This is a genomic window from Blastococcus deserti (genome assembly GCF_042682525.1).
Classification (GTDB): Bacteria; Actinomycetota; Actinomycetes; order Mycobacteriales; family Geodermatophilaceae; genus Blastococcus_B; species Blastococcus_B deserti.
Genome location: NZ_JBHUHP010000015.1, coordinates 35,017 through 57,900, shown reverse-complemented (window position 1 = coordinate 57,900; position 22,884 = coordinate 35,017). Strand labels below are relative to the sequence as shown.

Genomic DNA, 22,884 nt, shown 5'->3' with positions numbered 1-22,884 from the left:
TAGCCGGCCCGTGACGCAACGCGACGGACGTCGGGGAACCCTGAGGTCAGCGAGCCGGGTGCTGCGCGAGCGGCTCCGGGAGGTCGTGCCGGTGGAGGACGACGAGCGTGCTCACCGCGCGCGTGAGCACGACGTAGAGCCGGTGCAGACCGCGCGGCTCGGCCGCCACGATCGCCGCCGGGTCCACCACGACGACCGCGTCGAACTCGAGCCCCTTCGCCAGGCCGGCGGGGACGACGGCCACCCGGGGAGCCTCCTCGCCGTCGTCGCTGAGCACGGCGGCCGGCAGCCCGGCGCCCGTGAGCACGGCGGCCACCTCGGCCACCGCCGCGTCGGCGCAGACGATGCCGACGGACCCCTGAGCGTCGCCGATCTCGGTGACGACGTCGACGAGCGGGCCGGCGAACGTCGAGACCGGGCGGATGCGCAGGGCACCCGGTTCGGCGCGCACGGCCGTCGCGGCGGGAAGCCCGGGGGCGATCAGTGGGAGCAGCCGGTTGGCGAGCTCGAGCACCTCGCCGGGCACCCGGTACCCCCGCGTCAGCGGGCGGACGACGGCCTCCGGGCGGCCCAGCTCGACCAGCGTGCGCTGCCAGTCCGACGGCGACCACGGGCTGGTGGCCTGGGCCAGGTCGCCCAGCACCGTGAGCGACCCCGCGGCCAGCCGGCGGGCGATGGCGCGGCACTGCATGGGCGAGAGGTCCTGCGCCTCGTCGACGACGACGTGCCCGTACCCCGGCGTGCGCTCCAGCAGGCCGGCCAGCTCGTCGGCGAGGACGGCGTCGGCCGCCGTCCACGGCGCGGACCGGACCGACCGCGGCGGCACCGCCCAGCGCAGCAGCGCCTGCTCGTCGTCGGCCAGGAGGCCGCGGGCGGCGCGCGCCAGGCGATCGGGGTCGCTCCACAGCCGGCACAGCAGCCCGGCCGCGTCGCGGGCGGGCCAGACCTCGTCGCAGAAGGCGCGGACCTCGGCGCTGCGGGCGGCCCGCCGGGTCTCGCCGTCGCCGGGGCTGCCGCCGGCCTCCTCCTTCTGCCGCCGGGCGTCCTCCGCGAGCAGCATCATCAGCCGCTCACGGCCGGCCGCGTAGTGCAGCAGCTGCTGGTCGTCGTCGGCCCGGGCCCGCCGGCGCAGGTCGTCGACGTAGCGCTTGAGCCGCTCGACCGGCACGCGGTACCGCCGCCCGGCCAGGGGCACCTGGACCGAGTCGGCGGGCTTGCGGATCTCGCCCCACAGCGCCCGCCGGAGCAGCTCCGCCATCCGCACGTCGCCCTTGAGGACGGCGACCTCGGGACGCTCCACCGCGCGCACGGGCACCCGGGCGGTGAGGTCGGCGACGGTGGTCTGCTCGACGTCGACCTCGCCCAGCGTGGGCAGCACCTGCTCGATGTACCGCAGGAAGGCGCGGTTGGGCCCGACGACGAGGACGCCGGTGCGGGCCAGCTGCCCGCCGTGCGTGTAGAGCAGGTAGGCCGCCCGGTGCAGGCCGACCGCCGTCTTCCCGGTGCCCGGGGCGCCCTGGACGCAGATGGACTCGGCCAGCGGCGCCCGGACGATGTCGTCCTGGTCGGGCTGGATGGTGGCGACGATGTCGCGCATGGGCCCGCTGCGCGGGCGCTCGATCTCGCGGCGGAGGAAGGGAAGGACCCCCTTGCCCGCCACCGGCTGGTCGCCGTCGGCGAGGATCTCGTCCTCGTAGCCGGTGAGCTCACCGCCGGAGAAGCCGAAGCGGCGGCGCCGGTGCAGGCCCTGCGGATCGGCGGGGCCCGCCTGGTAGAACGGCCGGCTCATCGGCGCCCGCCAGTCGATGACGACGGGGTCGCCGGCGGCGTCGCGGACGTGGCGGCGGCCGATGTGGAACGTCTCCGTCGCACTGTCGGTGCGGCCGAAGAAGGGCGGGACGCCCGGGTCGGCGGCCAGCGCCCGGAGGCGGTCGGCGCGGGCGGCGCCCAGGCGCTCGGAGGCCCAGGCGTCGACGCCCGCGTCCACGACGGCGGAGGCGGCGGCCCGCATCTCGGTGAGGCACTCGGCAGCGCGCGCCAGGTGGGCGCGCTCGGCGGTCAGGACGGGATCGGCGGTCTCGGGCGTGGTGGAGTGAGACACGGTCGAAGGAGCGTACTCGTCCGTCGGGGTGCTACCGGGTCCGCCGACTACGTCGTGGGGACCGGCGTCGACACCCGTCCGGCCTCGAACCCTGCCACCGCGTTGTCGACGGTCAGCTGACCCATGGCCCGGCGGGTCGGGGCGGGTCGGGGTCAGCGGGCGAGCCAGCCTCCGTCGACTGCGATCACGTGCCCGGACACGTAGTCGGAAGCCGCGGACGCCAGGAACACGGCGGCACCCACGAGGTCCCGGGGCGTGCCCCACCGTCCGGCCGGGATGCGTCCCAGGATCTCGGCGGCTCGGCCGGGATCGGCACGCAGCGGGTCGGTGACGCGGGTGGCGATGTAACCAGGGGCGATCGCGTTGACCTGGACGCCGGAGGCTGCCCACTCGTTCCCCAGCGCCTTGGTCAGGCCGACCAGGCCGTGCTTGCTCGCGGCGTAGGAGGTGACCAGCGAGCCGCCCTGGAAGCTGAGCATCGATGCCACATTGATGATCTTGCCGCTTCCCCGGGCGAGCATGCGCCCGCCCACCTCCCGGCTGAGCAGGAACGCCGCGGTGAGGTTGACGTCGAGGACGTCGGCCCAGTTCTCGTCGCTGAACTCCGCCGCCGGTTGGCGACGGATGATGCCGGCGGCGTTGACCAGGATGTCGACCTGGCGCCGGCCGAGCAGTTCCCCGATGGTGCCGGGGATGCTCCGGGTCCGGGACAGGTCCAGGACGACGCACTCCGCGCTGCGTCCGGCCGCCTCGACCAGGTCGACCGACTCCTGCATCTCGCTCTCCTCGGCGAGCAGCACGATGTCGGCGCCGGCCTCGGCCAGCCCGGCGGCGATCGCCTGTCCGATCCCCCTGCTCCCACCGGTGACCAGAGCGGTCCGGCCCTGCAGGTCGAACAGGGACGTCGCGGCAGCCACCGTTCAGTACGCCAGGTCGAGGGGAGCGATCCCGGCCGACTCGCAGTGCTCGAGGTACCGGCGCAGCTTCGTCTCCGCCGTCTCGATGTGGACCAGCTCGTCGTTCTCGTCGACGTACTCGATCGCGCCGTGGATGGAGAACAGCGTCATCATCGGTTCCGCCTCGTCGGCCACGTCGGCGACGAGGGTGTGGACGTCACCCGGTGGCTCGTACACGAAGTCGCCGGGGCCGGCCGCCCAGTCGTGCTCGATGTAGTGCCAGCGGCCCTGGATGACCCAGCCCTCGACCTCGGCGAGGTGGCGATGGCGGTTGACCACTCCGCCCTTGGTGACCTTCAGCAGGTTCACCCATCGGTTCTGCGCGACGGAGATCCGCAACGGCTTGAACCAGACGTTGCCCGATCCCTGCGGCACCCACGGGATGTCGGCCGATCGGGCGACCACGTCGGAGATCGGAGGCTGGATGGAATTCACTGCTGCTCCAGAGGTCTGAGGTCTGCGCCGGGATCGGCCGCGGAGAGACGTTAGGACGCGGCCCAGCGATCCGTACACCGCGAACTACGCATGATCGGGATCCGTCGACCGGATCGTTCCGGCCCTCTCAGGCTTCCCGATCCGCAGCGTCAGGGGGTGAGCTGGCCGCCGTTGACCTCGAGGACCTGACCGGTCACGTAGCCGCTCATGGCCGGGCAGGCGAGGAACAGCACGGCTCCCACGCACTCCTCGGGCCGACCCGCCCGGCCCATCGGGATGCCCGAGACCATCGTGTGCATCTGCTCGTCCGCGGTGTGCCGGTCGTGGAAGGGCGTGGTGATGATGCCGGGCGCGACCGCGTTCACCCGGATGCCGTCGGTGGCCAGTTCCTTGGCGAGCCCGCGGGTGAAGGTGCTCACCGCACCCTTCGACGTCGCGTACACGACCGAGCCGCCTGCTCCCCCGGTCCGCGCGGCGACCGAGGTGACGTTCACGATGGATCCGGAACCCTGCCGCTGCATCACCGGGACGGTCCGCCGACTCATGGCGAAGACCGAGGTCATGTTGAGGTCCATGATCCGGTGGAACTCCTCGTCGGACACGTCGGCCACCGCTCGCCGGCGCACGAGATCACCGGCGTTGTTGACCAGGACGTCGATGCGCCCGTACCGGGAGACCACGCCGTCCACCAGGTCGGCAGCGGCGGCCGGATTCGACAGATCGGCGGTCGCGCTGGTCGCCCTTCCGCCGCCCTCGGCGATGGCTCCGACGACTCCTTCCGCGCCGTCCCGGTTGCGGTTGTAGTGCACGACCACCTGCGCACCGCGGGAGCCGAACGCCTGCGCCACAGCAGCACCGATTCCGCTGCTGGCGCCGGTCACCAGGACCACCTGGTCGGCGAAGTCGAGCATCTGATCACCGTTCGTAGCCACCACGGCACGACCTCCTTCTGGGAGCACATCACTCATCGTCTTGCGTCCGGCCGCTCGACCGCGACCGGTCCCCGCCGTGAGCCGGTTCTTCGTCCAACGACTTCGGAGCCTCGGGGAGAACCACGGGAACCGTTCGAGACCAGCGGTGCTCAGCGGGCACGGTCGTGCTCCGGGCGGTGACGACCAGCCCCACCCCGGCCAGCAGGAGGACCAGGGCAGGCAGCGTGGTCACCGGGGGGAGCTGGCCGAGGGCCACCGCGGCGATGATGGCCGCGAGTGGAACCGTGAACAGCGTCACCAGCGACACGACGGTCGCGCTCGTCGACCGCAGCGCCAGGTTGAACAGCGAGTGCCCCAGCAGCTGTGCGAAGACCGCCAGGGCGATGATCCGGACCCAGTCCGCGGGCGCGTAGCCGGTCAGCGGCTGACCCATGAGCACGCAGACGAGGAGCAGGATGCCCGCGGCGCTGCCGTAGCACAGCAGTGTGTAGGCCGTCGTGCTCAGATGCTGGCGGCAGCGGCCCCCGGCGACGACGTAGGCACCACCGAACATCCCTCCCAGGAGCGCCAGCAGGTCGCCGAGCAGCGCACGGGGGGTCACCGACAGGTCGAGTCCGGTGAGCAGCAGCACGCCGCACAGGGCCACTGCCACCCCGATCCAGGCACGGAGCGAGAGGCGCTCACCCAGGAAGCGCGAGAAGATCGCCGCCCACACCGCCGACGAGCAGACCAGGGCGGCGGCCGAGGCGACCGAGGTGAACCGGAGGCTCGGCGTGAACGTCGCGAAGTGCGCCGCGAGGAACGTGCCGGCCAGCAGCGAGCCGCCCAGCACCCCCACGGACATCCCGCGCAGCTCACGGCGGCACCGGAACAGAGCGGGCACCAGCAGGACCGCAGCAGCCAGCCCGTTGCGCCAGAAGGCGATGGCCAGGGCCGGCGCGGCCGTGGCCGCGATCAGCGGACCGGCGGTCGAGGTGCAGAGCACAGCGATGGTCAGGGCCAGCGCGTCCCCACGTCGCGGGGCTGGATGACCGGTGCCGGACGCAACGGGGTGCCCCGTTGCTGCTCGTCGAGTGAGCACTCCTACCGCCTCGCAGCGCGCAGGCGGGAACCCGTCAGGCCACCGTCCACCGCCGGCCGCTTCTCGGTGGAGGGCGCCGACTCGTGCATGATCCCCCTCGGACCAGGGTCGCGGTCCCGGAGCCGGACCGCCTTTCCCTACTTGTATGACATCAGACTAGCGCGGCTTGTGCATCGCGGGAGGCGCCCCCTCGGGGAGAGGAGGCTCACGTCCGTTCCTCTCGCTCGTCGGGCTCGATGATGTGGACCTGGACCGCCCGGAACTGCTTCGGCGTCTCGAGCAGGACCGCCTTGGTGGGGTCGCCCACGTCGAGCGCGGGCTCCCTCCGCAGCGCCGCCAGTGCGGCGAGGCGGGGGTCGGCGAGGACGTCGTCGACGAGACCACGGTCGCCGCCGGTGAACAGCGCCGTCACCGTCCCGGCGTGCGGCAGGAGCACCCGCACCGCCGTCTCCGCCGCCGAGGCGACGACCGCGTCCGTCTGGTGACCGCGGCGGCGGGCGAACCGCTGCTGGGACCAGCCGCCGGCCACCGTCCGGCCCTGTACCTGCCGGGTGTCGACCTTGGAGACGACGAGGTCCGGCCCGTCGAACACCCCGACCGCCCAGCGGCCCCGGCGCACCAGCAGCACGGCCGCGCGGTGCGGCTGCCGTGCGGCGGCGGTGAAGGTGCCGAGCAGCGGCGGCTCCGGCGACCAGCCGAACGGCGCGCGCAGGACGACGGTGGTGCTGTCGGCGCAGGTGACGTGGACGGCGTCGTCGGAGGCGGTCACGTCGGCGAAGCGGCCGTGCCGTTCGGCGACGCCGTCGAGCCAGCGGCCGAGCCGCTCCGGCGCGACACCGAGGATGCGACCACCGCCGGCGGCGGGTCGGGCGCGGGTCATCGCTCAGGCCACGGCGTCCGTGCGGGCGACGCCCACGACGGGCAGCCCGAGCGCCACCCACGCCTCGAAGCCGCCGATCACGTCGACGGCACGGCGCAGTCCCATCGAGCGCAGCGTGTCGGCGACGAGGCTCGAGCTGTACCCCTGGTTGCACAGGACGATCACCTCGAGGTCGGAACCGGTGACCTCGGGGATGCGGTACGGGCTGGCCTGGTCCGGCCGCCACTCCAGCACGTTGCGGTCGACGACCACGGAGCCGGGCACCTCGCCGTCCCGGTCCCGCAGCTCGACGGGCCGGATGTCGACCAGGAGCGCCCCGTCGGCGAGCCGGCGGGCGGCCTCCGCCGGCTGGAGGCGGTCGATCCGGGCACGTACCCGCTCGAGCAGCTCGTCGACCGTGCGGGCCCCCAGCGGCCGGCCCTCGCGTCCCATCAGCGGGCGAGGGCCGGCGCCGAGGCGTGCTCCGCCGGGACGTGCAGGAACCGCTGGGACAGGGCCACCACCACCGCCGCGATGGCGGCCGCGACCGTCGCCACCACGAACGCCGTGTTGGCGCCCGACGCGTCGACGATCTTGCCGGCGACCGACGATCCGACGGCCACGCCCAGACCCAGCGCGGTGCCGATCCAGGTGAACGCCTCCGTCACCGCCGCCCGCGGGACGAGCACCTCGGCGAGGGTGAACGAGCTGATCAACGACGGCGACACGGCCAGCCCCGCGACCACCACGAACGGGACCATCAGCCACACGTCGCGGACCAGCAGCAGCGGGATGCTGAGCACGGTGAGCAGGACCAGCACGGTCGCCAGCCGCAGCCGCAGGGGCAACCGCCAGTGCACCGCTCCCCAGCCGATCCCGCTGGCCATCGAGCCGACCGCCAGACCCGCGATGAGCACGCCGGCCATCGCCTTGGCGCTCTCCTCGTCGGCGAACGCGACCAGGGCGATCTCCAGGCAGCCGAGGATCGCGCCGACCGCCGCGCCGACGACGAAGAGCACCCGCAGGCCGTGCGTGCGCATCGCGGAGGGGCCGTTGCGGTGCTCGTGCGGGGCCGGCGGCGGCTCCGTGCGGACCTGGGCGGCGAACAACAGGCTGCCGACGGCGGCCAGCGTGAACGCGGTGACGACCCCGCTGGTGGCGTGCCCGGTCGTGGAGAGGAACGTGACCAGGACCGGACCGACGATGAAGACGAACTCGTCGACCACCGACTCCATGGCCAGGGCCGTCGGCAGCCGGTGGCTGCCCCGCAGCAGGTGCGTCCACCGCACCCGGATCATCGAGGAGACCGGAGGGATGCAGGCCCCGGCGACGCCCGCCGAGGAGAAGACCGTCCACAGGGGCCAGTCGTCCTTGACGGCGAAGAGGAAGCTCACGCCGGAGACCACGAAGACGGCCAGCACCGGCAGCAGCACCCGCCGCTGCCCGTGGGCGTCGGCCCAGCGGCCGAGCAGCGGGCCCGCGATCGCCGTGGTCACCGCGCCCACCGCCGCCACCGCTCCGCCGAGACCGTACGACCCGGTCTCGGAGGCGATCAGGAGCACGCACCCCAGGCCCACCATGGACAGCGGCAGCCGCCCGACGAAGGCGGCCAGCACCATCGGCAGGGCGTGCGGCGTGCGCAGCACCTGCAGGTAGGGATTGGCCACGAGCGGGGATGCCTCCGGACAGCGGTGTGGGGCACCGTCACGCTAACCGACGTGGCCGCGCCCTGCCCCGGAGACGCCGAGGCCCGGGACCCACGCGGGCCCCGGGCCTGGTGACGTGCTGGAGCGGCCGCCCTTCAGGGGCCCGCGCCGAGCGCGCGAGGCGTGGGGGGAAGGGCGGTCCTCTTTCAGGCGAGCCGGTTCTTCAGGATCTCCAGCTCGTCCCACATCGTGCTCGGCAGCTTGTCGCCGAACTTCTGGAACCACTCGGTGATCTGCGGGATCTCCTCGCGCCACTCCTCGGGCTTGACCGCGAGGGCCTGCTCCACCTGCTCCGGCGTCATGTCCAGGCCCGAGACGTCGAGGGAGTCCGGCGTCGGCACGTGGCCGATCGGGGTCTCGACGGCGGCGGCGGTGCCCTCCAGGCGCTCGATGACCCACTTGAGGACCCGGCTGTTCTCGCCGAAGCCCGGCCACAGGAAGCCGCCGTCCTCGTCGCGGCGGAACCAGTTCACGTAGAAGATGCGCGGCAGCTTCGTGGCGTCGTGCATCTTGCCGGTCTCGACCCAGTGGCCGAAGTAGTCGCCGGCGTTGTAGCCGATGAACGGCAGCATCGCGAAGGGGTCGCGGCGCACGACGCCGACCGCACCGGTGGCCGCGGCGGTCGTCTCGGACGAGAGCGTCGCGCCCATGAACACGCCGTGGTTCCAGTCCCGGGCCTCGGTGACCAGCGGGATGGTGGTCTTGCGGCGGCCGCCGAAGAGGATCGCCGAGATGGGCACGCCCTTGGGGTCGTCGTACTCGGGCGCCAGGATCGGGCACTGGGTGATCGGCGTGCAGAAGCGGCTGTTCGGGTGGCTGGAGAGCTCGCCGCTGTCCGGCGTCCAGTCCCGGCCCTTCCAGTCGGTGAGGTGGGCCGGGGGCTCCTCGGTCATGCCCTCCCACCAGATGTCGCCGTCGTCGGTGAGGGCGACGTTGGTGAAGACGGAGTTGCCCTTGTCGATGGTGCGCATCGCGTTGGGGTTGGTGTCCCAGCCGGTGCCCGGCGCGACGCCGAAGAGGCCGAACTCGGGGTTGAGCGCGTAGAGCCGGCCGTCCTCACCGAAGCGCATCCAGGCGATGTCGTCGCCGAGGGTCTCGACCTTCCAGCCCGGGATGGTGGGCTCGAGCATGGCCAGGTTCGTCTTGCCGCAGGCGCTCGGGAACGCGGCGGCGATGTAGTAGGTCTTCTGCTGCGGGCTGGTCAGCTTGAGGATCAGCATGTGCTCGGCGAGCCAGCCCTCGTCGCGGGCCATCACCGAGGCGATGCGCAGGGAGTAGCACTTCTTCCCGAGCAGGGCGTTGCCGCCGTAGCCGGAGCCGTAGGACCAGATGGCCCGCTCCTCCGGGAAGTGCACGATGTACTTGGTGTCGCTGCACGGCCAGGGCACGTCCTGCTGGCCGGGCTCCAGCGGTGCGCCGAGGGAGTGCATGGCCGGCACGAAAGGCCGGTCCTCGCCCATCGCGTCGAGGACGTACCGGCCGATGCGCGCCATGACCCGCATCGAGACGACGACGTACTCGGAGTCAGTGAGCTCGACGCCGAACATGGGGTTCTCGGCCTCGACCGGGCCCATGCAGAAGGGGATGACGTACATCGTCCGGCCGCGCATGCACCCCCGGTACAGCTCGGTCATGATCGCCTTCATCTCGCCGGGGTCCATCCAGTTGTTGGTGGGACCGGCGTCGGCCTCGTCGACCGAGCAGATGTAGGTGCGGTCCTCGACCCGCGCGACGTCGCTGGGGTCGGAGGCGCACCAGAACGAGTTGGGCTTCTTCTCCAGCCGCGTGAAGGTGCCGGCGTCGACGAGCTTGGTGGTGAGCCGCTCCCACTCCTCGTCGCTGCCGTCCACCCAGACCACCTGGTCCGGGGTCGTCAGCTCGGCCATCTCCCGCACCCACGCCAGCAGGCGCGCGTGGGTGGTGGGGGCGTTGTCGAGACCGGGGGTGGCCACTGAAGTCACGGCGTCTCCATCCTCTGGGTAGCCGGGCGGCTGTGGCACCGGCGGTGGTGCGGTCGACCCGTCGTCGCTGGTGCGACGAAGCGGGATCGGGACAGGTTACAAGCGGTTGGCCCCGCTGTAACCGTGAGAGATGTTACGTCTAGGACGTCTGGTCATCAGGTACCAAGACCCTCGTGGGGCCGGGTCGCCGTGATGTCGCGACGTGCCCCGGCCGTGCGGCCGCGTGGCCCTGCGGCGGCCCCGTGCACGAACGCTCCGGGCCTGGGCGATCGCCCGCCGGCTCCGGCGCGAGTGCGCTGCTCGGCTGCCGCATTCAGCGGCCGTAGGCGGGTCCCGTCTCGGCCAGGAAGCGGTCCCAGTCGGCCGGCGCCGGCACGTGCCCCACCGCGGCATCGAGCTTGTCGAGGTACCAGTGCCACCCCAGCGCGAAGTCGGTGACGTCGGCGTCGGGGGCGTAGGACTGGACGAACCGCAGCACTGTGCGCCCGTCCTCGACCCACAGGTCCAGGTCGACGCGCCAGGCGTCCGTGTCCTGCTGCACCCACTCGATCACGAGACGACGGGGCGGGTCGCACTCGACGATCGTCATCGGCACGCCGACCGGCTCCCCCTCCTCGTGCGTCATCGCGAAGGTGCCCCGGGCGCCGACAGCCCGCTCGCCCTCGTAGGCCCCGATCCAGCGAGCCAGGCGGTCGGGCTCGGTCAGCGCGGACCAGACGTCCTCGATCGGGTCGGGCCAGGAGCGGTGGAACTCCAGTCGCTGCCGGCCGTCGGTCCCGGTGGTGACGACGCCGCGCCGGGCCATGTAGCTCATGTCCTCGCCGCTCATGTCCTCGTCGCTCATGCCCTCTCCCCACTCGTCATCCCACTCACCACCGCCCGCCTGCCGCGGGCGATCTCGGTGTCCAGGGCGTCCAGGCGCTGGGCCCACAGGTCGCGGTAGGGCTCCAGCCAGGCGTCGAGCTCCCGCAACGGTCCGGGATCGAGCCGGTAGAGGCGCCGCTTGCCGTCGGTCCGCGCCCGGACCAGACCCGACTCGCGCAGCACCCGGAGGTGCCGGCTGATCGCCGGCCGGCTCACCGGGAACCGGCGGGCCAGCTCGCCCGCCGCCCGCTCGCCGCCGGCCAGCAGCGCGACCAGCTCCCGGCGCGTCGGGTCGGCCAGGGCTGCCAGTGCCTCCACGGAACATGCGTAACACATCGGTTACGCGTTCGGCCAGAGGTTCATGCCCGATGCCACGGGGCATGCCGGCGACATGACCGTCACCGATCCCGATGTCCCGGACCCGCTCAACGACCCCCGCACGCTGCAGGCCGATCCCGGCGCCTACGGCTAGGGCGAGGACCTCGCCTCCGGCGCGGACGACCCGGCCACCTCGGGCGAGGACGAGCTCGCCACCAGCCAGGACGTCGCTGATGAGGCCGGTGGCGGCGACGTCACCGGCGGCGCGTTCTCGGAGGCGCCGCGCTCCTGATCCGCATGTGACGGAGCGGTCCGGTGCGGGTAGGGGCCGACGCGTCCGCATCACTCCGAGATCGAGGAGGATCCATGGCCACGGGTGAGACCGGCTTCGAAGATGTCTTCTACGACCTGATCTCCGTGCAGTACCACTCGCTGAAGGCCGGGCACGACTACGGCCAGTACGTCCGGGATGCAGAGAACGCGGGCCTGGAGGACATCGCGGCCTTCTTCCGCGAGGTCATGGAGCAGGACTCCGCCCGCGCCAAGCGCTGCCACGAGTTCCTCGGCAGGCTGCAGGGCACCGAGCAGGGCGGCCCGGCCACGCAGTAGTAGAAGGACCCTCTGCCCCCACCGCTCGCACGCTCGCGGCGGGACCCTGCAGAGGGCCTTGAGCGCGGGAGCACCATGGGCCGGTGATCAGGACATCGCTGACCCGCTGGTTCGACCTGACGACGCCGGTCATCGGTGCGCCGATGGCCGGCGTCTCAGGTGGCGCGCTGGTGCGTGCCGTCTCCCGGGCCGGCGGGCTGGGGATGATCGGCGTCAGCGGGACGCACCCCGCGGATTTCGTGACCGAGCAGTGCGCGATCCCCGCCGCCGAACAGTTGCCGTTCGGGATCGGGCTCATGGCCTGGACCCTGCCCGAGCGGCCGGACCTGCTGGACGCGACGATCGCCGCCGGGCCGGCCCTGGTGTCGGTGTCCTTCGGCGACCCGGCTCCCTACGTCGGCCGCCTGCACGACGCGGGGATCGCCGTGGCCGCGCAGGTGAACACCGTGGCCGACGTGCACCGGGCGGTGGACGCAGGTGTCGACGTGCTCGTCGCGCAGGGCACCGAGGCCGGCGGGCACACCGGGCACCGGGCGACCCTGCCCCTGCTCCAGGAGGTGCTGTCCCTCACCGATCGGCCCGTCGTCGCGGCCGGCGGGATCGCCACCGGTCGGGGCATGGCGGCGGTGCTCGTCGCCGGTGCCGCCGGCGTCTGGATCGGGACGGCGCTGCTGTCCTGCCCGGAGGGGCTGAACACCCCGGCCGCGCGGGCGCGGGTACGGGCGGCGAGCGGCGACGCCACCGTGCTGACCCGGGCGTTCGACGTGGCCCAGGGCCTGGCCTGGCCGGAGCGCTGGCCCGGACGGGCCCTGGTCAACGAGTTCAGCCGCACCTGGCACGGCCGCGAGGACCAGTTGCGGCAGGACGCCGCGGCGGCGCAGCGCGTCGTCGACGCCCGGCGCACCGACGACCTCGAGAACGCCCCGGTCTACGCGGGCGAGTCCGTCGGCCTGGTGACGGCGGAACGGTCGGCCACCGACGTCGTCCGGGACCTGGACGCCGAGGCCGAGAAGGCGCTGCGCGCCGTGCCACGGCTGCTCGGCTGACCGCCCGAGGCCTCAGCGCACCCGGAAGCGCTCCACCAGCTCCCTCAGCTCCACCGACATGCGCGCGAGGTCGCCCACGTGCCGCCGCGACCGGTCGGCTCCGGTGGAGGCCACCTGCGCGGCCTCCGCGACGGCGCTGATGGAGGCGGCGATCGCGGCAGCGCCGTCCGCCGCGGAGCCCACGTTGCGGGTCATCTCCGCCGTCGTCGCCGTCTGCTCCTCCACGGCCGCGGAGATCGTCTCCTGGTAGGCGTTCACCTGGTCCATGACGGCGCTCAGGCCGGCGATGCCGTCGACCGCCGCCCCGGCCTCGGTCTGGATCTCCTCCACGCGCCGGGAGATCTCCTCCGTCGCCCGGGCGGTCTCCTGCGCCAGGTCCTTCACCTCGCCCGCGACGACCGCGAACCCCTTGCCCGCCTCGCCCGCCCGCGCCGCCTCGATGGTGGCGTTGAGGGCGAGCAGGTTCGTCTGCTCGGCGATGGAGCTGATCAGTGCCACGACCGTGCCGATCTCGGCCGACGAGGACCCCAGCCGGGCCACCTGGTCGTTGCTCCGACGGACGACGTCGACACCGGAGGCGGCGGCACGGGCGGCCTCCGACGCGCTGGCCGCGATCTCGCGGATCGAGCTGCCCATCTCGCCGGCGCCCGCGGCGACGGTGTTCACGTCCTGCGAGACCTGCGCCGCGGTGCCGGCGGTCCGGTCGATAACGCGGGAGGAACGGGTGGCGGCGTCCGAGATCTCGGTCGAGGTCCCGGCCAGCTCCTCGGCGGACGCCGCCAGACCCGCGGCGGCGTCCGTGACCCGCGAGACGGTGTCGGCCAGCGCCTCGGCGGTCGCGTCCACCGAGGTGGCCAGCCGTCCGAGCTCGCTGCGGTCGGCGAGCCCCACGCGGGCGGTCAGGTCCCCGCCGGCGATCCGCCCGAGCGCGTCGACGCAGCGGTGCAGCGGCCTGGTCACCGAACGGGTGACCGCCACGATGACGCCGGCCGCGGCCACGACCGCGAGCGCGAGGCCGATGTAGACGGCCAGCCGGCCACGGGCGAGGGTGGCCGCCCGCTCCTCCTGCAGCGCCTCGACCCGCTGCTGCAGGGATGCCTTCAAGTCGTCGGTCCTCGCGACGACGGTCTCGTAGGCGTCGCCGCCCACGCCGGTGTTGATCTCGGTCATGATCTCGGGCATCGCGCCGATCCCGCCGGCCTGCAGCATGGCGAGGACGCGGTCGTCGGAGGCGAAGTACACGTCGAAGGCGTCGGCCGCGTCGTCGAGCAGTGCGCGCTCGGACGGGGTCAGCAGGCTGCTGCGGTCCTCGTCGGCGAAGAGGTCGACGACCGCGGCCTTGCTCTCCAGGTAGCCCTGCCGGTTGTAGCCGTCGGGGCTGATGGCCTCCGGGATGCCGAACGCCACGGCGTCGGTCAGCACGAAGGCCTGCCACCCGGTCACGTCGGCGGTCAGGTACTGCAGGTCGTCACCGATCTGCTGCGCCGCGACGAGGTCGTCGGTCCGCGACTGCAGCCGGTCGGACTCGAACTGCGCGGAGACGCTCAGGTAGGTGGCACCGCCGACCAGCAGGAAGCTGACCGCGAAGGCCGCCGCCATGCGGGGACCCACGCGGAGGTCACGCAGGCGGGAGGCGAGAGCGGCCGGAGGTGCGGGCAGCCGCGAGGACGGCGAGAGGGACACGCAGCACCATCGGCAGCCACCGGGCCGCCCGTGACGGTCGGGGACCCGGCGTGCCCCGCGTCACGGCGTCAGACCGCGCAGCTGCCGTCGGTGCAGCCGTCGGCGGCCGGCAGCCTGACGAGCGGATGGGCATCGGCCCACGCCCGCTCGAGGATCTGCAGGAGCAGCTCGGCCGGCTGGGCGCCGGCGGCGCCGTACTTGCGGTCGACCACGAAGAACGGGACGCCGGTGGCGCCCAGCGCCTGCGCCGTCGCGCCGTCCTCCCGCACGGCGGGCAGGTAGCGGCGGTCGGTCAGCGCAGCGCGCACCTCGGCCTCGTCCAGCCCCACCTCGACGGCGAACGGGACCAGCGAGTCGATCTCGAAGACCGAGCGCCCCTCCTCGAAGTAGGCGTGCAGGAGACGCTCCTTGAGCTCGTTGCGCAGGCCGTGCTCGGCGGCCAGGTGCAGCAGCTCGTGCGCGAGCAGGGTGTTGCCGCTGATGCCGTCGGCCAGGTGGTACTCCAGGCCCTCGTCGGCGGCGAGCTGCTCGACGCGGGCCATGTTGGCGCGCATCGCCTCCACGCTGGTGCCGTACTTGGCGGCCAGCGCGGGCAGGGTCGGGTGCGTCTCCCCCTCGGGGACCGACGGGTCGAGCTGGAACGACCGCCAGACCACCTCGACCTGGTCGCGGTGCGGGAACAGGTCCAGCGCCCTCTCCAGGCGGCGCTTGCCGATGTAGCACCAGGGACACACGACGTCGGACCAGACCTCTACCTGCATGCCCGGCCCAACGTCGTTGCCCTTTCAACCATTCCCGTGCCTGTTCCGCCGCGTGGGTTGCGAGGAGCCCGTGCAGGCCTGCCGCAGCGGCTCGGCTCGGGAGGGGGACGGTCCCCGGCCCGGGTGCGGTCCGGAGACCGCGGTCTCAGCGGACGCCGACGAGATCGACGACGAACACGAGCGTGGCGCCGGGCGCGATGATCCCGCCGGCCCCACGCTCGCCGTAGGCCTTGTGCGCGGGGATGGTCAGCCGGCGGCGGCCACCGACCTTCATGCCGGCGATGCCCTCGTCCCAGCCCTGGATGACCATGCCGACGCCCAGCCGGAACTCCAGCGGGTCGCCGCGGTCCCAGGAGGCGTCGAACTGCTCGCCCCCGTCGTGCGTGACGCCCACGTAGTGGGCGCTCACCAGGCTGCCCGGGGTGGCCTCGGGTCCGTCGCCGACGACGATGTCCTCGATCACGAGGTCCTCCGGGGCCGGCCCGGTGGGGGGCTCGACGTCCGGTCGGCTCAGCTCGGCCACGGTTCTCCCTCCTGGGCCGGGGCTCTCCCGGCGCCGCACCCATCCAATCAGCGGCCCGGGCGGCCCGCCCGGGGTCACCGCACCACTGCGGGGTCCATCCAGACCGTCTCCCACACGTGGCCGTCGGGGTCGGCGAAGCTCGTCCCGTACATGGAGCCGTGGTCCTGGGCGGGCTGCCACGGCTTTCCGCCGGAGGCGAGGGCACGAGCGAGCATCTCGTCGGCCTCCTCCCGCGAGTCGACCGACAGGGCGTTGAGCACCGTGGTGGCCTGCGCCGGGTCGCCCACCACTCCGGGCACGAAGTCGGCGAAGCGCTCCCGCGTGAGCAGCATGACCACGATCTGCTCGCTGATGACGACGGAGGCGGTGTTGTCGTCGCTGAACTGCTCGTCGAAGCCGAAGCCGAGGCCGGCGTAGAAGGCCTTCGACCGGTCCAGGTCCGCGACGGGAAGGTTGACGAAGATCATGCGCACGGGGACTTCTCCTCGGTGTTCGGCCGGTCGGCCGGGGATCGTGGCACGCGGACGCGGGCCGTCAGTCGTTCCGACCGGCCGCCGGAGCCGAACTCATCGGTCAGCGGTCAGACCCGCTCCAGCGCACCGTCCCGCGGTCGGTCCGCCGCCACGTCGGGCGCCTCGGGGCGGTCGAGCGGATGGGCGGTCTCGTCGGACGGGAGGCGCGCCGCCACGATCGCCACGACGGCCGGCAGCGGCGGCACGAGGCGGCGACGAGGAAGGTCGCCTGGGCAGGCCGGCCACGGTTCCCCTCCGGTGGTCGTGGCCCCGCATGGTCGGCGACGGGTACGACGGTCCGCACGCGATTTCCCGGTCGGCACAGCGGCCCGGGTGCTGCCGTCGCCGCCCCGCACTAGCGTCCCGGCCATGCTCGATCACCTGGCCCTGCAGTGTGCGGACGTCGGCGCCGCGGCGGACTTCTACACGCGGGTGTTCGCCCCCTGCGGGGTCCGGGAGCTCATGCGCTACGAGGGCCCGGGCGGCGCCGTCGTCGGGCTCTGCGGCCCCGACAGCTTCCCGCGCCTGTGGCTGGGCTCCCTGGTCGACCCCGGGCACCGCCCGGTCCACCTGGCGATCTCGGCGCCGTCCCGGGAGGCGGTCGACGCGGTGTTCGCGGCCGCCCGGGAGTCGGGGGCCGAGATCCTGCACGAGCCGCGGATCTGGCCCGAGTACCACCCCGGCTACTACGGCGTCTTCTTCCGCGACCCCGACGGCAACAACGTCGAGGCCGTCCACCACACCTTCCCCTCCTGATGGAGCCGGCGAACGCGCCCTGGTGGACGCGCGCGGTGGCCTACCAGGTCTATCCGCGCTCCTTCATGGACTCCGACGGCGACGGCATCGGTGACCTCGGCGGGATCCTGCAGCGGCTGGACCACCTGGCCGACCTGGGCGTCGACGTCCTCTGGCTCTCGCCGGTCTACCCGTCGCCGCAGGCCGACAACGGCTACGACATCAGCGACTACCAGGACATCGACCCGCTGTTCGGCACGCTCGAGCAGCTCGACCAGCTCATCGCGGCGCTGCACGCCCGGGGCATGCGGCTGCTCATGGACCTGGTGGTCAACCACACCAGCGACGAGCACCCGTGGTTCGTGGAGTCGCGGTCGTCGCCGAGGTCGCCCAAGCGTGACTGGTACTGGTGGCGGCCGCCCCGGCCGGGCTTCGCCGGTGGCGACCCGGGCGCGGAGCCGACCAACTGGCAGTCCTACTTCTCCGGACCGACCTGGGAGTACGACGAGGCCAGCGGCGAGTACTACCTCCACCTGTTCGACCGGAAGCAGCCCGACCTCAACTGGGAGAACCCCGAGGTCCGGCAGGCGGTGTACGCGATGATGCGGTGGTGGCTCGACCGCGGGGTCGACGGCTTCCGCATGGACGTCATCAACATGATCTCCAAGGACGTCGCGGACGACGGGCACCTGCACGACGGCCCGCCGCTGCCCGGCTCCTCGCTCGGCGACGGCACGGGCTCGTTCCTGTGCGGGCCGCGGATCCACGAGTTCCTGCAGGAGATGCACCGCGAGGTGTTCGCCGGGCGGAAGGAGGGGCTCCTGACGGTCGGCGAGATGCCGGGTGTCACCGTGGAGGAGGCCCGGCTGTTCACCGACCCGGCCCGCGACGAGGTGGACATGGTCTTCCAGTTCGAGCACGTCGGCCTGGACCACGGGGCGTCGAAGTGGGACCTCCGCCCGCTGCGCATGCGCGACCTGAAGGCCTCGTTCGGCCGCTGGCAGGCGGGACTGGCCGACGTGGGCTGGAACTCCCTCTACTGGGACAACCACGACCAGCCGCGGGCGGTCTCCCGGTACGGCGACGACTCCCCCGAGTTCCGCCGCGACTCCGCGACCTGCCTGGCCACGCTGCTGCACCTGCACCGGGGGACGCCCTACGTCTACCAGGGCCAGGAGCTCGGCATGGCGAACTTCCCGTTCGCCTCCGTCGACGACTTCCGGGACGTCGAGTCGGTCAACCACTTCGCGGCGGCCATGGTGGCCGGCGTCGACCCGGCCACCGTCCTGACCGCGCTGCGCCGGATGAGCCGGGACAACGCCCGCACCCCGGTGCAGTGGGACGCCACCCCGAACGCCGGGTTCACGACCGGGACGCCGTGGCTGCCGGTGAACCCCGACCACGTCCAGTGGAACGCCGAAGCCCAGCGCACGGACCCGGACTCGGTGCTGGCCCACTACCGGCGGCTGATCACGCTGCGCCACGAGAGCCCGGTGGTGGCCCTCGGCGACTTCGCGATGCTGCTGCCCGAGCACGACGACGTCTACGCGTTCACCCGCAGCCTGGACGGTGACGTCCTGCTCGTGGTCTGCAACCTGAGCCGGACGCCGTACCTGCTGGCCGAGCTCCTGCCCCAGGCGCTGGACGCCCGGCTGGTGCTGGGGAACCTGGCCGACGAGGACCCCGAGCTGCTGCGTCCGTGGGAGGCCCGGGTGCTCAGCCTCTCCTGAGCGGGCAGGCACGGCGCTGGACCGTTCAGGGATCCCGGTGGGCGCGAGAACGCCGCGAGTGTGCGCTGATCGGGGCTTCATCCCAGCCATGACCCCGATGAGCGCACAGTCACGGGGGGCCGAATATGCGCGTGAGGGCCCGCACTCCGGCCCGTAGGGTGCGGTAACCGTGAGCCGGCTCGTGGAAGCAGTACTGCCGGCCCGCATGGGGACGTCGTTCCGCTGGCTGGTCGGCTCCGCGTGGATCGGCAACCTGGGCGACGGCATCGCGCTGGCCGCGGGGCCGCTCCTGGTCGCCTCGCAGACCTCGGACCCCCTCCTCGTCGCCCTCGCCGGGCTCCTGCAGCGCCTGCCGTGGCTGCTCTTCGGGTTGCACGCCGGCGTGCTCGCCGACCGCGTCGACCGGCGGCTGCTCGTCGTCGTCGTGGACCTGCTGCGGGCCGGCGTCCTCGCCGCCCTGACGGTCGTGCTCGTGACCGGGCGCGTCGACATCACCGCCGTCCTGGTCACCATGTTCCTGCTGGGCACCGCGGAGGTATTCGCCGACACCACCGGCGGCACGCTGCTGCCGATGGTGGTGCAGAAGGGCGACCTCGGTGTGGGCAACGCCCGGCTGATGACCGGTCAGCTGACGATGAACGAGCTCGCCGGGCCCGCCCTCGGCGCGGCGCTCTTCGCCGCGGGGACGGCGTGGCCGTTCCTGACCCAGGCCGTGTGCGTCGCGCTCGGCGCCGTGCTCGTGTCGCGCATGGCGCCGACGCCGGCTCCCCGACCCGAGGGGCGCAGCCACGTCGGCCGGGACGTCGTCGAGGGCTTCCGCTGGGCCTGGGGGAACCCGGCCGTGCGCACGCTGACACTCACCATCGTCACGTTCAACGTCACCTATGGCGCCGCCTGGTCCGTCCTCGTGCTCTACTCGACGCAGACGCTGGACATGGGCGCGGTCGGGTTCGGTCTGCTCACCACGGTCGGGGCCGTGGGCGGGCTGGTGGCGACGGCGGGCTACGACTGGCTGGAACGGCACGCGAGCCTGGCCTCGATCATGAAGGTCGGGCTGCTCGTCGAGACCGGCACCCACCTGGGCCTCGCGCTGACCACGACCGCGTGGGTCGCGATGGTGATCATGTTCGTGTTCGGCGCGCACGTGTTCGTCTGGGGGACGACGTCGCGCACCGTCCGGATGCGGGCGGTGCCCACGGAGCTGCAGGGCCGGGTCGGCAGCCTCTACTCGGTCGGCCTGTTCGGCGGCATCGTCGTCGGCCAGGCGCTGGGCGGGGTCATCGCGAAGGTCTGGGGCATCACCGGCCCCTTCTGGTTCGCCTTCCTGGGCTCCGCGGTCATCCTCGCCCTGATCTGGCGGGAGCTGGCGCACATCTCCCACGCCGACGAGGTCGCGCTCTCCGAGTGACGCGCCGTCGGCACGGTGCCGACCCTCGGGATTCCTGCTGGAGCTCGACGGGCCGCTCACGCCACTGCCCCCCGGGACCCCGCGCGTCCCGGCGACGTGAGCTCCCGTCCGCCTGCCCTGACCGCCGCGAGTGTGCGCTGATCGGGGCTTCATCCCAGCCATGACCCCGATGAGCGCACAGTCGCGGGGAGCAGCTCAGCTCAGCGGGCTCCGGGGCAGCAGCCGGTCGCTGATGATCCGCTTCTGGATCTCGCTGGTGCCCTCGAAGATCGTCGTCAGCCGGGCGTCGCGCCAGTGCCGCTCGACCTGCCGTTCGGTGGTGTAGCCGTTGCCGCCGTGCAGCTGCATGGCCTGGTTGGTCACCCGCACCGACATCTCGGTCGCCTCGAGCTTGACCATCGAGGCCTCCTTCTCGCAGCGCACGCCCAGGTCGATGAGGTGCGCGACCTGCCGGTAGAAGGCGCGGGACTGCTCGATCTGCGCGGCCATCCCGGCGACGGCGAACCGGAGCGCCTGGAAGTCGCCGATCGGGTGGCCGAACTGCTCGCGCTCCTGCAGGTAGAGGATCGAGTCCTCCAGCGCGGCCCGCGCCAGGCCGACCGCGCGGGCGGCGGTGTGCACCCGCGCGGTGTTGAGGAACTTCTGCGCCTCGGCGAACCCGGCCCGCTCGGCGGCGGCGCCCTCCTCCTTCGCGGCATCGGCCTCGTCGATGACGTTCTCGCGAGGGATGCGGACGCCGTCGAAGGTCAGGTCCCAGGTGAGGAAGCCGTGGTAGCCGACCTTGTCGATCGGGTAGCCGGTGAGCCCCTCGGGGAACTCGCCGCGCTTCTTCTCCAGCAGCAGGTTGACCAGTCCGTTCGACCGCGACTCCCCCGGTTCGGGGTCCCGCTCGCGCACGAGCACCTGGATGAAGTCGGCGGCCTTGGCGTTGCCGCACCAGCGCTTGCGGCCGGTGACCACCCACTCGTCGCCGTCCAGGACCGCGCGGGTGGAGACGCTCGCCAGGTCGGAACCGGCGTCGGGCTCGGACAGGGCGATCGCGCCGATCCACTCGCCGCGGGCGCTGCGGGACAGCAGCTCGTGCCGGCGGTCGGCGTCGGCCACCGCCGTCCCCAGGCCCTGCGACCGCGCCAGGATGCTCGCCGTCGACATCCAGGCGCGGGCCAGCTCCTCGCTGACCATGCAGTACTCGAAGACGCCGAGCCCCAGACCGCCGTTCTCGGCGGGCACCGTGATGCCGAACCAGCCGAGCTCGGCCAGCCGGGTCAGCAGGGACGCCGGGATCTCGCCTTTCTGCGGGTCGAGCTCGTCGGCGACCGGCAGCACCTCCTCCATAGCGAACCGGCGGGCCTGCTCCTGCAGCTGCTCCCGCTCCGGTGTGTGCCACGGCGGGAGCAGTGCCGGCGGCGGCGGCGCCAGCACGTCGACGGGGTCCTCGGCACGGGTCGACGTCACTGTCGGCCTCCTGGGTCAGGGAGTGATCGGGTACACCTCGGCGGCAGGCCATTCCCCCCGCACGCCGCCGTCATCCGCGAACGTGACCGGGACCACCGCCTAGGGTTCCCGGCGTGACAGAGCCGTTGATGATCCTGGTCGCCGGGCCGTACCGCAGCGGTACCGGTGACGATCCCGACCGCATCGCCGCCAACCACCGTGTGATCCAGGAGGCGTGCCTGCGGCTGTTCCGGGCCGGGCACCTCGCGGTCAACGGCGAGGACCTCGCCCTGCCGCTCGCCCGGCTGGCCGGGTCGACGCGGGTCGGCGACGCCGCTTTCGACGAGGTGTTCCACCCGCTGGGACGGCGGCTGGTGGCGCGCTGCGACGGGGTCCTGCGGCTGCCCGGGGAGTCGGCCGGCTCCGACGAGATGGTGGCGATCGCCCGCGCCCGGGGCGCCGCAGTCTGGACCAGCATCGACGACGTCCCGGCCGCGCCACGACCCTGCCCACCTCCCGCCCGATGAGCGGCACCCCCGGGATCGACGTCCCCGACTCCCGCGGCCGCACCGGGCTGGACCGGGTGGGCCGCGACCTGACCGGCAACCCCGATGTCGTCGTCCGCGACGTGGAGCTGCTGGCCAGCGGCTGGCACGTGCTCCGCCGGACGACCCTCGACCGTCGTCGTCGCGACGGACGGTGGGTGACCGAGCAGCGGGAGACCTACGACCGGGGCAACGGTGCGACCCTGCTGCTCTACGACCTCGAGCGCCGCAGCGTGCTGCTCACCCGCCAGTTCCGGTATCCGGTCTACGTCAACGGCCATCCCGACGGGCTGCTGCTGGAGACGGCGGCCGGGCTGCTGGACGACGACGCCCCGGAGGTCGCCGTGCGTCGCGAGGCCGAGGAGGAGCTCGGTGTCTCCGTCGGGGAGCTGGAGCACGTCTTCGACGTCTTCATGAGCCCCGGGTCGGTGACCGAGCGGCTGCACTTCTACGCCGCGCCCTACCGCCCGGCCGACCGCACCGGGACCGGTGGCGGCCTCGAGGAGGAGGGGGAGGACATCGAGGTCGTCGAGCTGCCCTTCGACCAGGCGCTGGCCATGGTGGACGACGGCCGGATCGCGGACGCGAAGACGGTGATGCTGCTCCAGTGGGCCGCCCTCCGCGGCCCCTTCCGCGCCTGATCCCCGCTTCCGGTACGGAAAGCGGCGTCGTCACACTCCTCTTT

Annotated in this window: 24 protein-coding genes; 7 read left to right on the top strand and 17 right to left on the bottom strand. The window is 72.9% G+C overall.

What is annotated here, in order from left to right; genetic code table 11:
* Positions 1–46 precede the first annotated feature (46 nt).
* From ACFSHS_RS15005 to ACFSHS_RS14955, 11 genes are all read right to left on the bottom strand, one after another.
* Positions 47–2,101 carry a HelD family protein gene (locus ACFSHS_RS15005; protein ID WP_376877648.1) on the bottom strand — a complete coding sequence of 685 codons (2,055 nt, stop codon included), beginning with the start codon at positions 2,099–2,101 and terminating at the stop codon, positions 47–49.
* A 152-nt stretch (positions 2,102–2,253) separates the two neighbouring features.
* Positions 2,254–3,018 carry a 2-dehydro-3-deoxy-D-gluconate 5-dehydrogenase KduD gene (kduD, locus tag ACFSHS_RS15000; protein ID WP_376877645.1) on the bottom strand — a complete coding sequence of 255 codons (765 nt, stop codon included), beginning with the start codon at positions 3,016–3,018 and terminating at the stop codon, positions 2,254–2,256.
* Positions 3,019–3,021: 3 nt separating this feature from the next.
* Positions 3,022–3,492, bottom strand: coding sequence for a 2,4'-dihydroxyacetophenone dioxygenase family protein (locus tag ACFSHS_RS14995; RefSeq protein ID WP_376877642.1), 471 nt, complete (start codon positions 3,490–3,492; stop codon positions 3,022–3,024).
* Positions 3,493–3,641: 149 nt separating this feature from the next.
* Positions 3,642–4,427 carry an SDR family NAD(P)-dependent oxidoreductase gene (locus ACFSHS_RS14990; RefSeq protein ID WP_376877639.1) on the bottom strand — a complete coding sequence of 262 codons (786 nt, stop codon included), beginning with the start codon at positions 4,425–4,427 and terminating at the stop codon, positions 3,642–3,644.
* 25 nt (positions 4,428–4,452) lie between these two features.
* Positions 4,453–5,505, bottom strand: a complete 1,053-nt coding sequence (locus ACFSHS_RS14985; protein ID WP_376877636.1) for a DMT family transporter — start codon at positions 5,503–5,505, stop codon at positions 4,453–4,455.
* 205 nt (positions 5,506–5,710) lie between these two features.
* Entirely contained in the window at positions 5,711–6,385 is a 675-nt protein-coding gene (locus tag ACFSHS_RS14980) for an acVLRF1 family peptidyl-tRNA hydrolase (RefSeq protein ID WP_376877633.1), read from the bottom strand.
* Positions 6,386–6,388: 3 nt separating this feature from the next.
* Positions 6,389–6,817, bottom strand: a complete 429-nt coding sequence (locus ACFSHS_RS14975) for a rhodanese-like domain-containing protein (protein WP_376877630.1) — start codon at positions 6,815–6,817, stop codon at positions 6,389–6,391.
* On the bottom strand, positions 6,817–8,031 hold the full coding sequence (locus tag ACFSHS_RS14970) for an MFS transporter (protein WP_376877627.1): 1,215 nt from the start codon (positions 8,029–8,031) through the stop codon (positions 6,817–6,819). The genes ACFSHS_RS14975 and ACFSHS_RS14970 overlap by 1 nt, the downstream gene beginning before the upstream one ends.
* 185 nt (positions 8,032–8,216) lie before the next feature.
* On the bottom strand, positions 8,217–10,031 hold the full coding sequence (locus ACFSHS_RS14965) for a phosphoenolpyruvate carboxykinase (GTP) (RefSeq protein ID WP_376877624.1): 1,815 nt from the start codon (positions 10,029–10,031) through the stop codon (positions 8,217–8,219).
* Between the two features lie 313 nt (positions 10,032–10,344).
* Positions 10,345–10,875, bottom strand: a complete 531-nt coding sequence (locus ACFSHS_RS14960; RefSeq protein WP_376877622.1) for an SRPBCC domain-containing protein — start codon at positions 10,873–10,875, stop codon at positions 10,345–10,347.
* Positions 10,872–11,213: an ArsR/SmtB family transcription factor gene (locus tag ACFSHS_RS14955; protein ID WP_376877619.1), complete on the bottom strand. Its 342-nt coding sequence runs from the start codon at positions 11,211–11,213 to the stop codon at positions 10,872–10,874. Before ACFSHS_RS14955 ends, ACFSHS_RS14960 begins: the two co-directional genes overlap by 4 nt.
* A 366-nt stretch (positions 11,214–11,579) precedes the next feature.
* On the opposite strand from ACFSHS_RS14955, the gene ACFSHS_RS14950 reads away from it, so the two are divergent.
* Positions 11,580–11,822, top strand: a complete 243-nt coding sequence (locus ACFSHS_RS14950) for an acyl carrier protein (RefSeq protein ID WP_376877616.1) — start codon at positions 11,580–11,582, stop codon at positions 11,820–11,822.
* Between the two features lie 83 nt (positions 11,823–11,905).
* Positions 11,906–12,868, top strand: a complete 963-nt coding sequence (locus ACFSHS_RS14945) for an NAD(P)H-dependent flavin oxidoreductase (protein WP_376877613.1) — start codon at positions 11,906–11,908, stop codon at positions 12,866–12,868.
* Between the two features lie 12 nt (positions 12,869–12,880).
* Here the strand turns inward: ACFSHS_RS14945 and ACFSHS_RS14940 are convergent, their stop codons facing one another.
* The 5 genes from ACFSHS_RS14940 to ACFSHS_RS14920 all read right to left on the bottom strand — a co-directional run bounded on the left by ACFSHS_RS14940 (position 12,881) and on the right by ACFSHS_RS14920 (position 16,553).
* Complete coding sequence (locus ACFSHS_RS14940; RefSeq protein WP_376877610.1) at positions 12,881–14,551, bottom strand: methyl-accepting chemotaxis protein; 1,671 nt, start codon at positions 14,549–14,551, stop codon at positions 12,881–12,883.
* A gap of 68 nt (positions 14,552–14,619) precedes the next feature.
* On the bottom strand, positions 14,620–15,312 hold the full coding sequence (locus tag ACFSHS_RS14935) for a DsbA family oxidoreductase (RefSeq protein WP_376877607.1): 693 nt from the start codon (positions 15,310–15,312) through the stop codon (positions 14,620–14,622).
* A 145-nt stretch (positions 15,313–15,457) separates the two neighbouring features.
* A complete protein-coding gene (locus tag ACFSHS_RS14930) occupies positions 15,458–15,835 on the bottom strand; it encodes an FKBP-type peptidyl-prolyl cis-trans isomerase (protein WP_376877604.1) in 378 nt (125 codons plus the stop codon).
* A 74-nt stretch (positions 15,836–15,909) separates the two neighbouring features.
* Positions 15,910–16,302 carry a VOC family protein gene (locus ACFSHS_RS14925; RefSeq protein ID WP_376877995.1) on the bottom strand — a complete coding sequence of 131 codons (393 nt, stop codon included), beginning with the start codon at positions 16,300–16,302 and terminating at the stop codon, positions 15,910–15,912.
* A 113-nt stretch (positions 16,303–16,415) separates the two neighbouring features.
* The gene (locus tag ACFSHS_RS14920) at positions 16,416–16,553 is read right to left on the bottom strand and encodes a hypothetical protein (protein ID WP_376877601.1); all 138 of its coding nucleotides are present in this window, start codon (positions 16,551–16,553) and stop codon (positions 16,416–16,418) included.
* A 163-nt stretch (positions 16,554–16,716) separates the two neighbouring features.
* On the opposite strand from ACFSHS_RS14920, the gene ACFSHS_RS14915 reads away from it, so the two are divergent.
* From ACFSHS_RS14915 to ACFSHS_RS14905, 3 genes are all read left to right on the top strand, one after another.
* Positions 16,717–17,103, top strand: a complete 387-nt coding sequence (locus ACFSHS_RS14915; RefSeq protein WP_376877598.1) for a VOC family protein — start codon at positions 16,717–16,719, stop codon at positions 17,101–17,103.
* Entirely contained in the window at positions 17,103–18,812 is a 1,710-nt protein-coding gene (locus ACFSHS_RS14910) for a glycoside hydrolase family 13 protein (RefSeq protein ID WP_376877595.1), read from the top strand. Before ACFSHS_RS14915 ends, ACFSHS_RS14910 begins: the two co-directional genes overlap by 1 nt.
* A gap of 169 nt (positions 18,813–18,981) precedes the next feature.
* The gene (locus ACFSHS_RS14905) at positions 18,982–20,220 is read left to right on the top strand and encodes an MFS transporter (protein WP_376877592.1); all 1,239 of its coding nucleotides are present in this window, start codon (positions 18,982–18,984) and stop codon (positions 20,218–20,220) included.
* A 195-nt stretch (positions 20,221–20,415) separates the two neighbouring features.
* On the opposite strand, the gene ACFSHS_RS14900 is transcribed toward ACFSHS_RS14905, so the two are convergent.
* Positions 20,416–21,675 carry an acyl-CoA dehydrogenase family protein gene (locus tag ACFSHS_RS14900; RefSeq protein WP_376877589.1) on the bottom strand — a complete coding sequence of 420 codons (1,260 nt, stop codon included), beginning with the start codon at positions 21,673–21,675 and terminating at the stop codon, positions 20,416–20,418.
* Between the two features lie 113 nt (positions 21,676–21,788).
* On the opposite strand from ACFSHS_RS14900, the gene ACFSHS_RS14895 reads away from it, so the two are divergent.
* On the top strand, positions 21,789–22,181 hold the full coding sequence (locus ACFSHS_RS14895) for a DUF4406 domain-containing protein (RefSeq protein ID WP_376877586.1): 393 nt from the start codon (positions 21,789–21,791) through the stop codon (positions 22,179–22,181).
* On the top strand, positions 22,178–22,840 hold the full coding sequence (locus tag ACFSHS_RS14890; RefSeq protein ID WP_376877583.1) for an NUDIX domain-containing protein: 663 nt from the start codon (positions 22,178–22,180) through the stop codon (positions 22,838–22,840). Before ACFSHS_RS14895 ends, ACFSHS_RS14890 begins: the two co-directional genes overlap by 4 nt.
* Positions 22,841–22,884 lie beyond the last annotated feature (44 nt).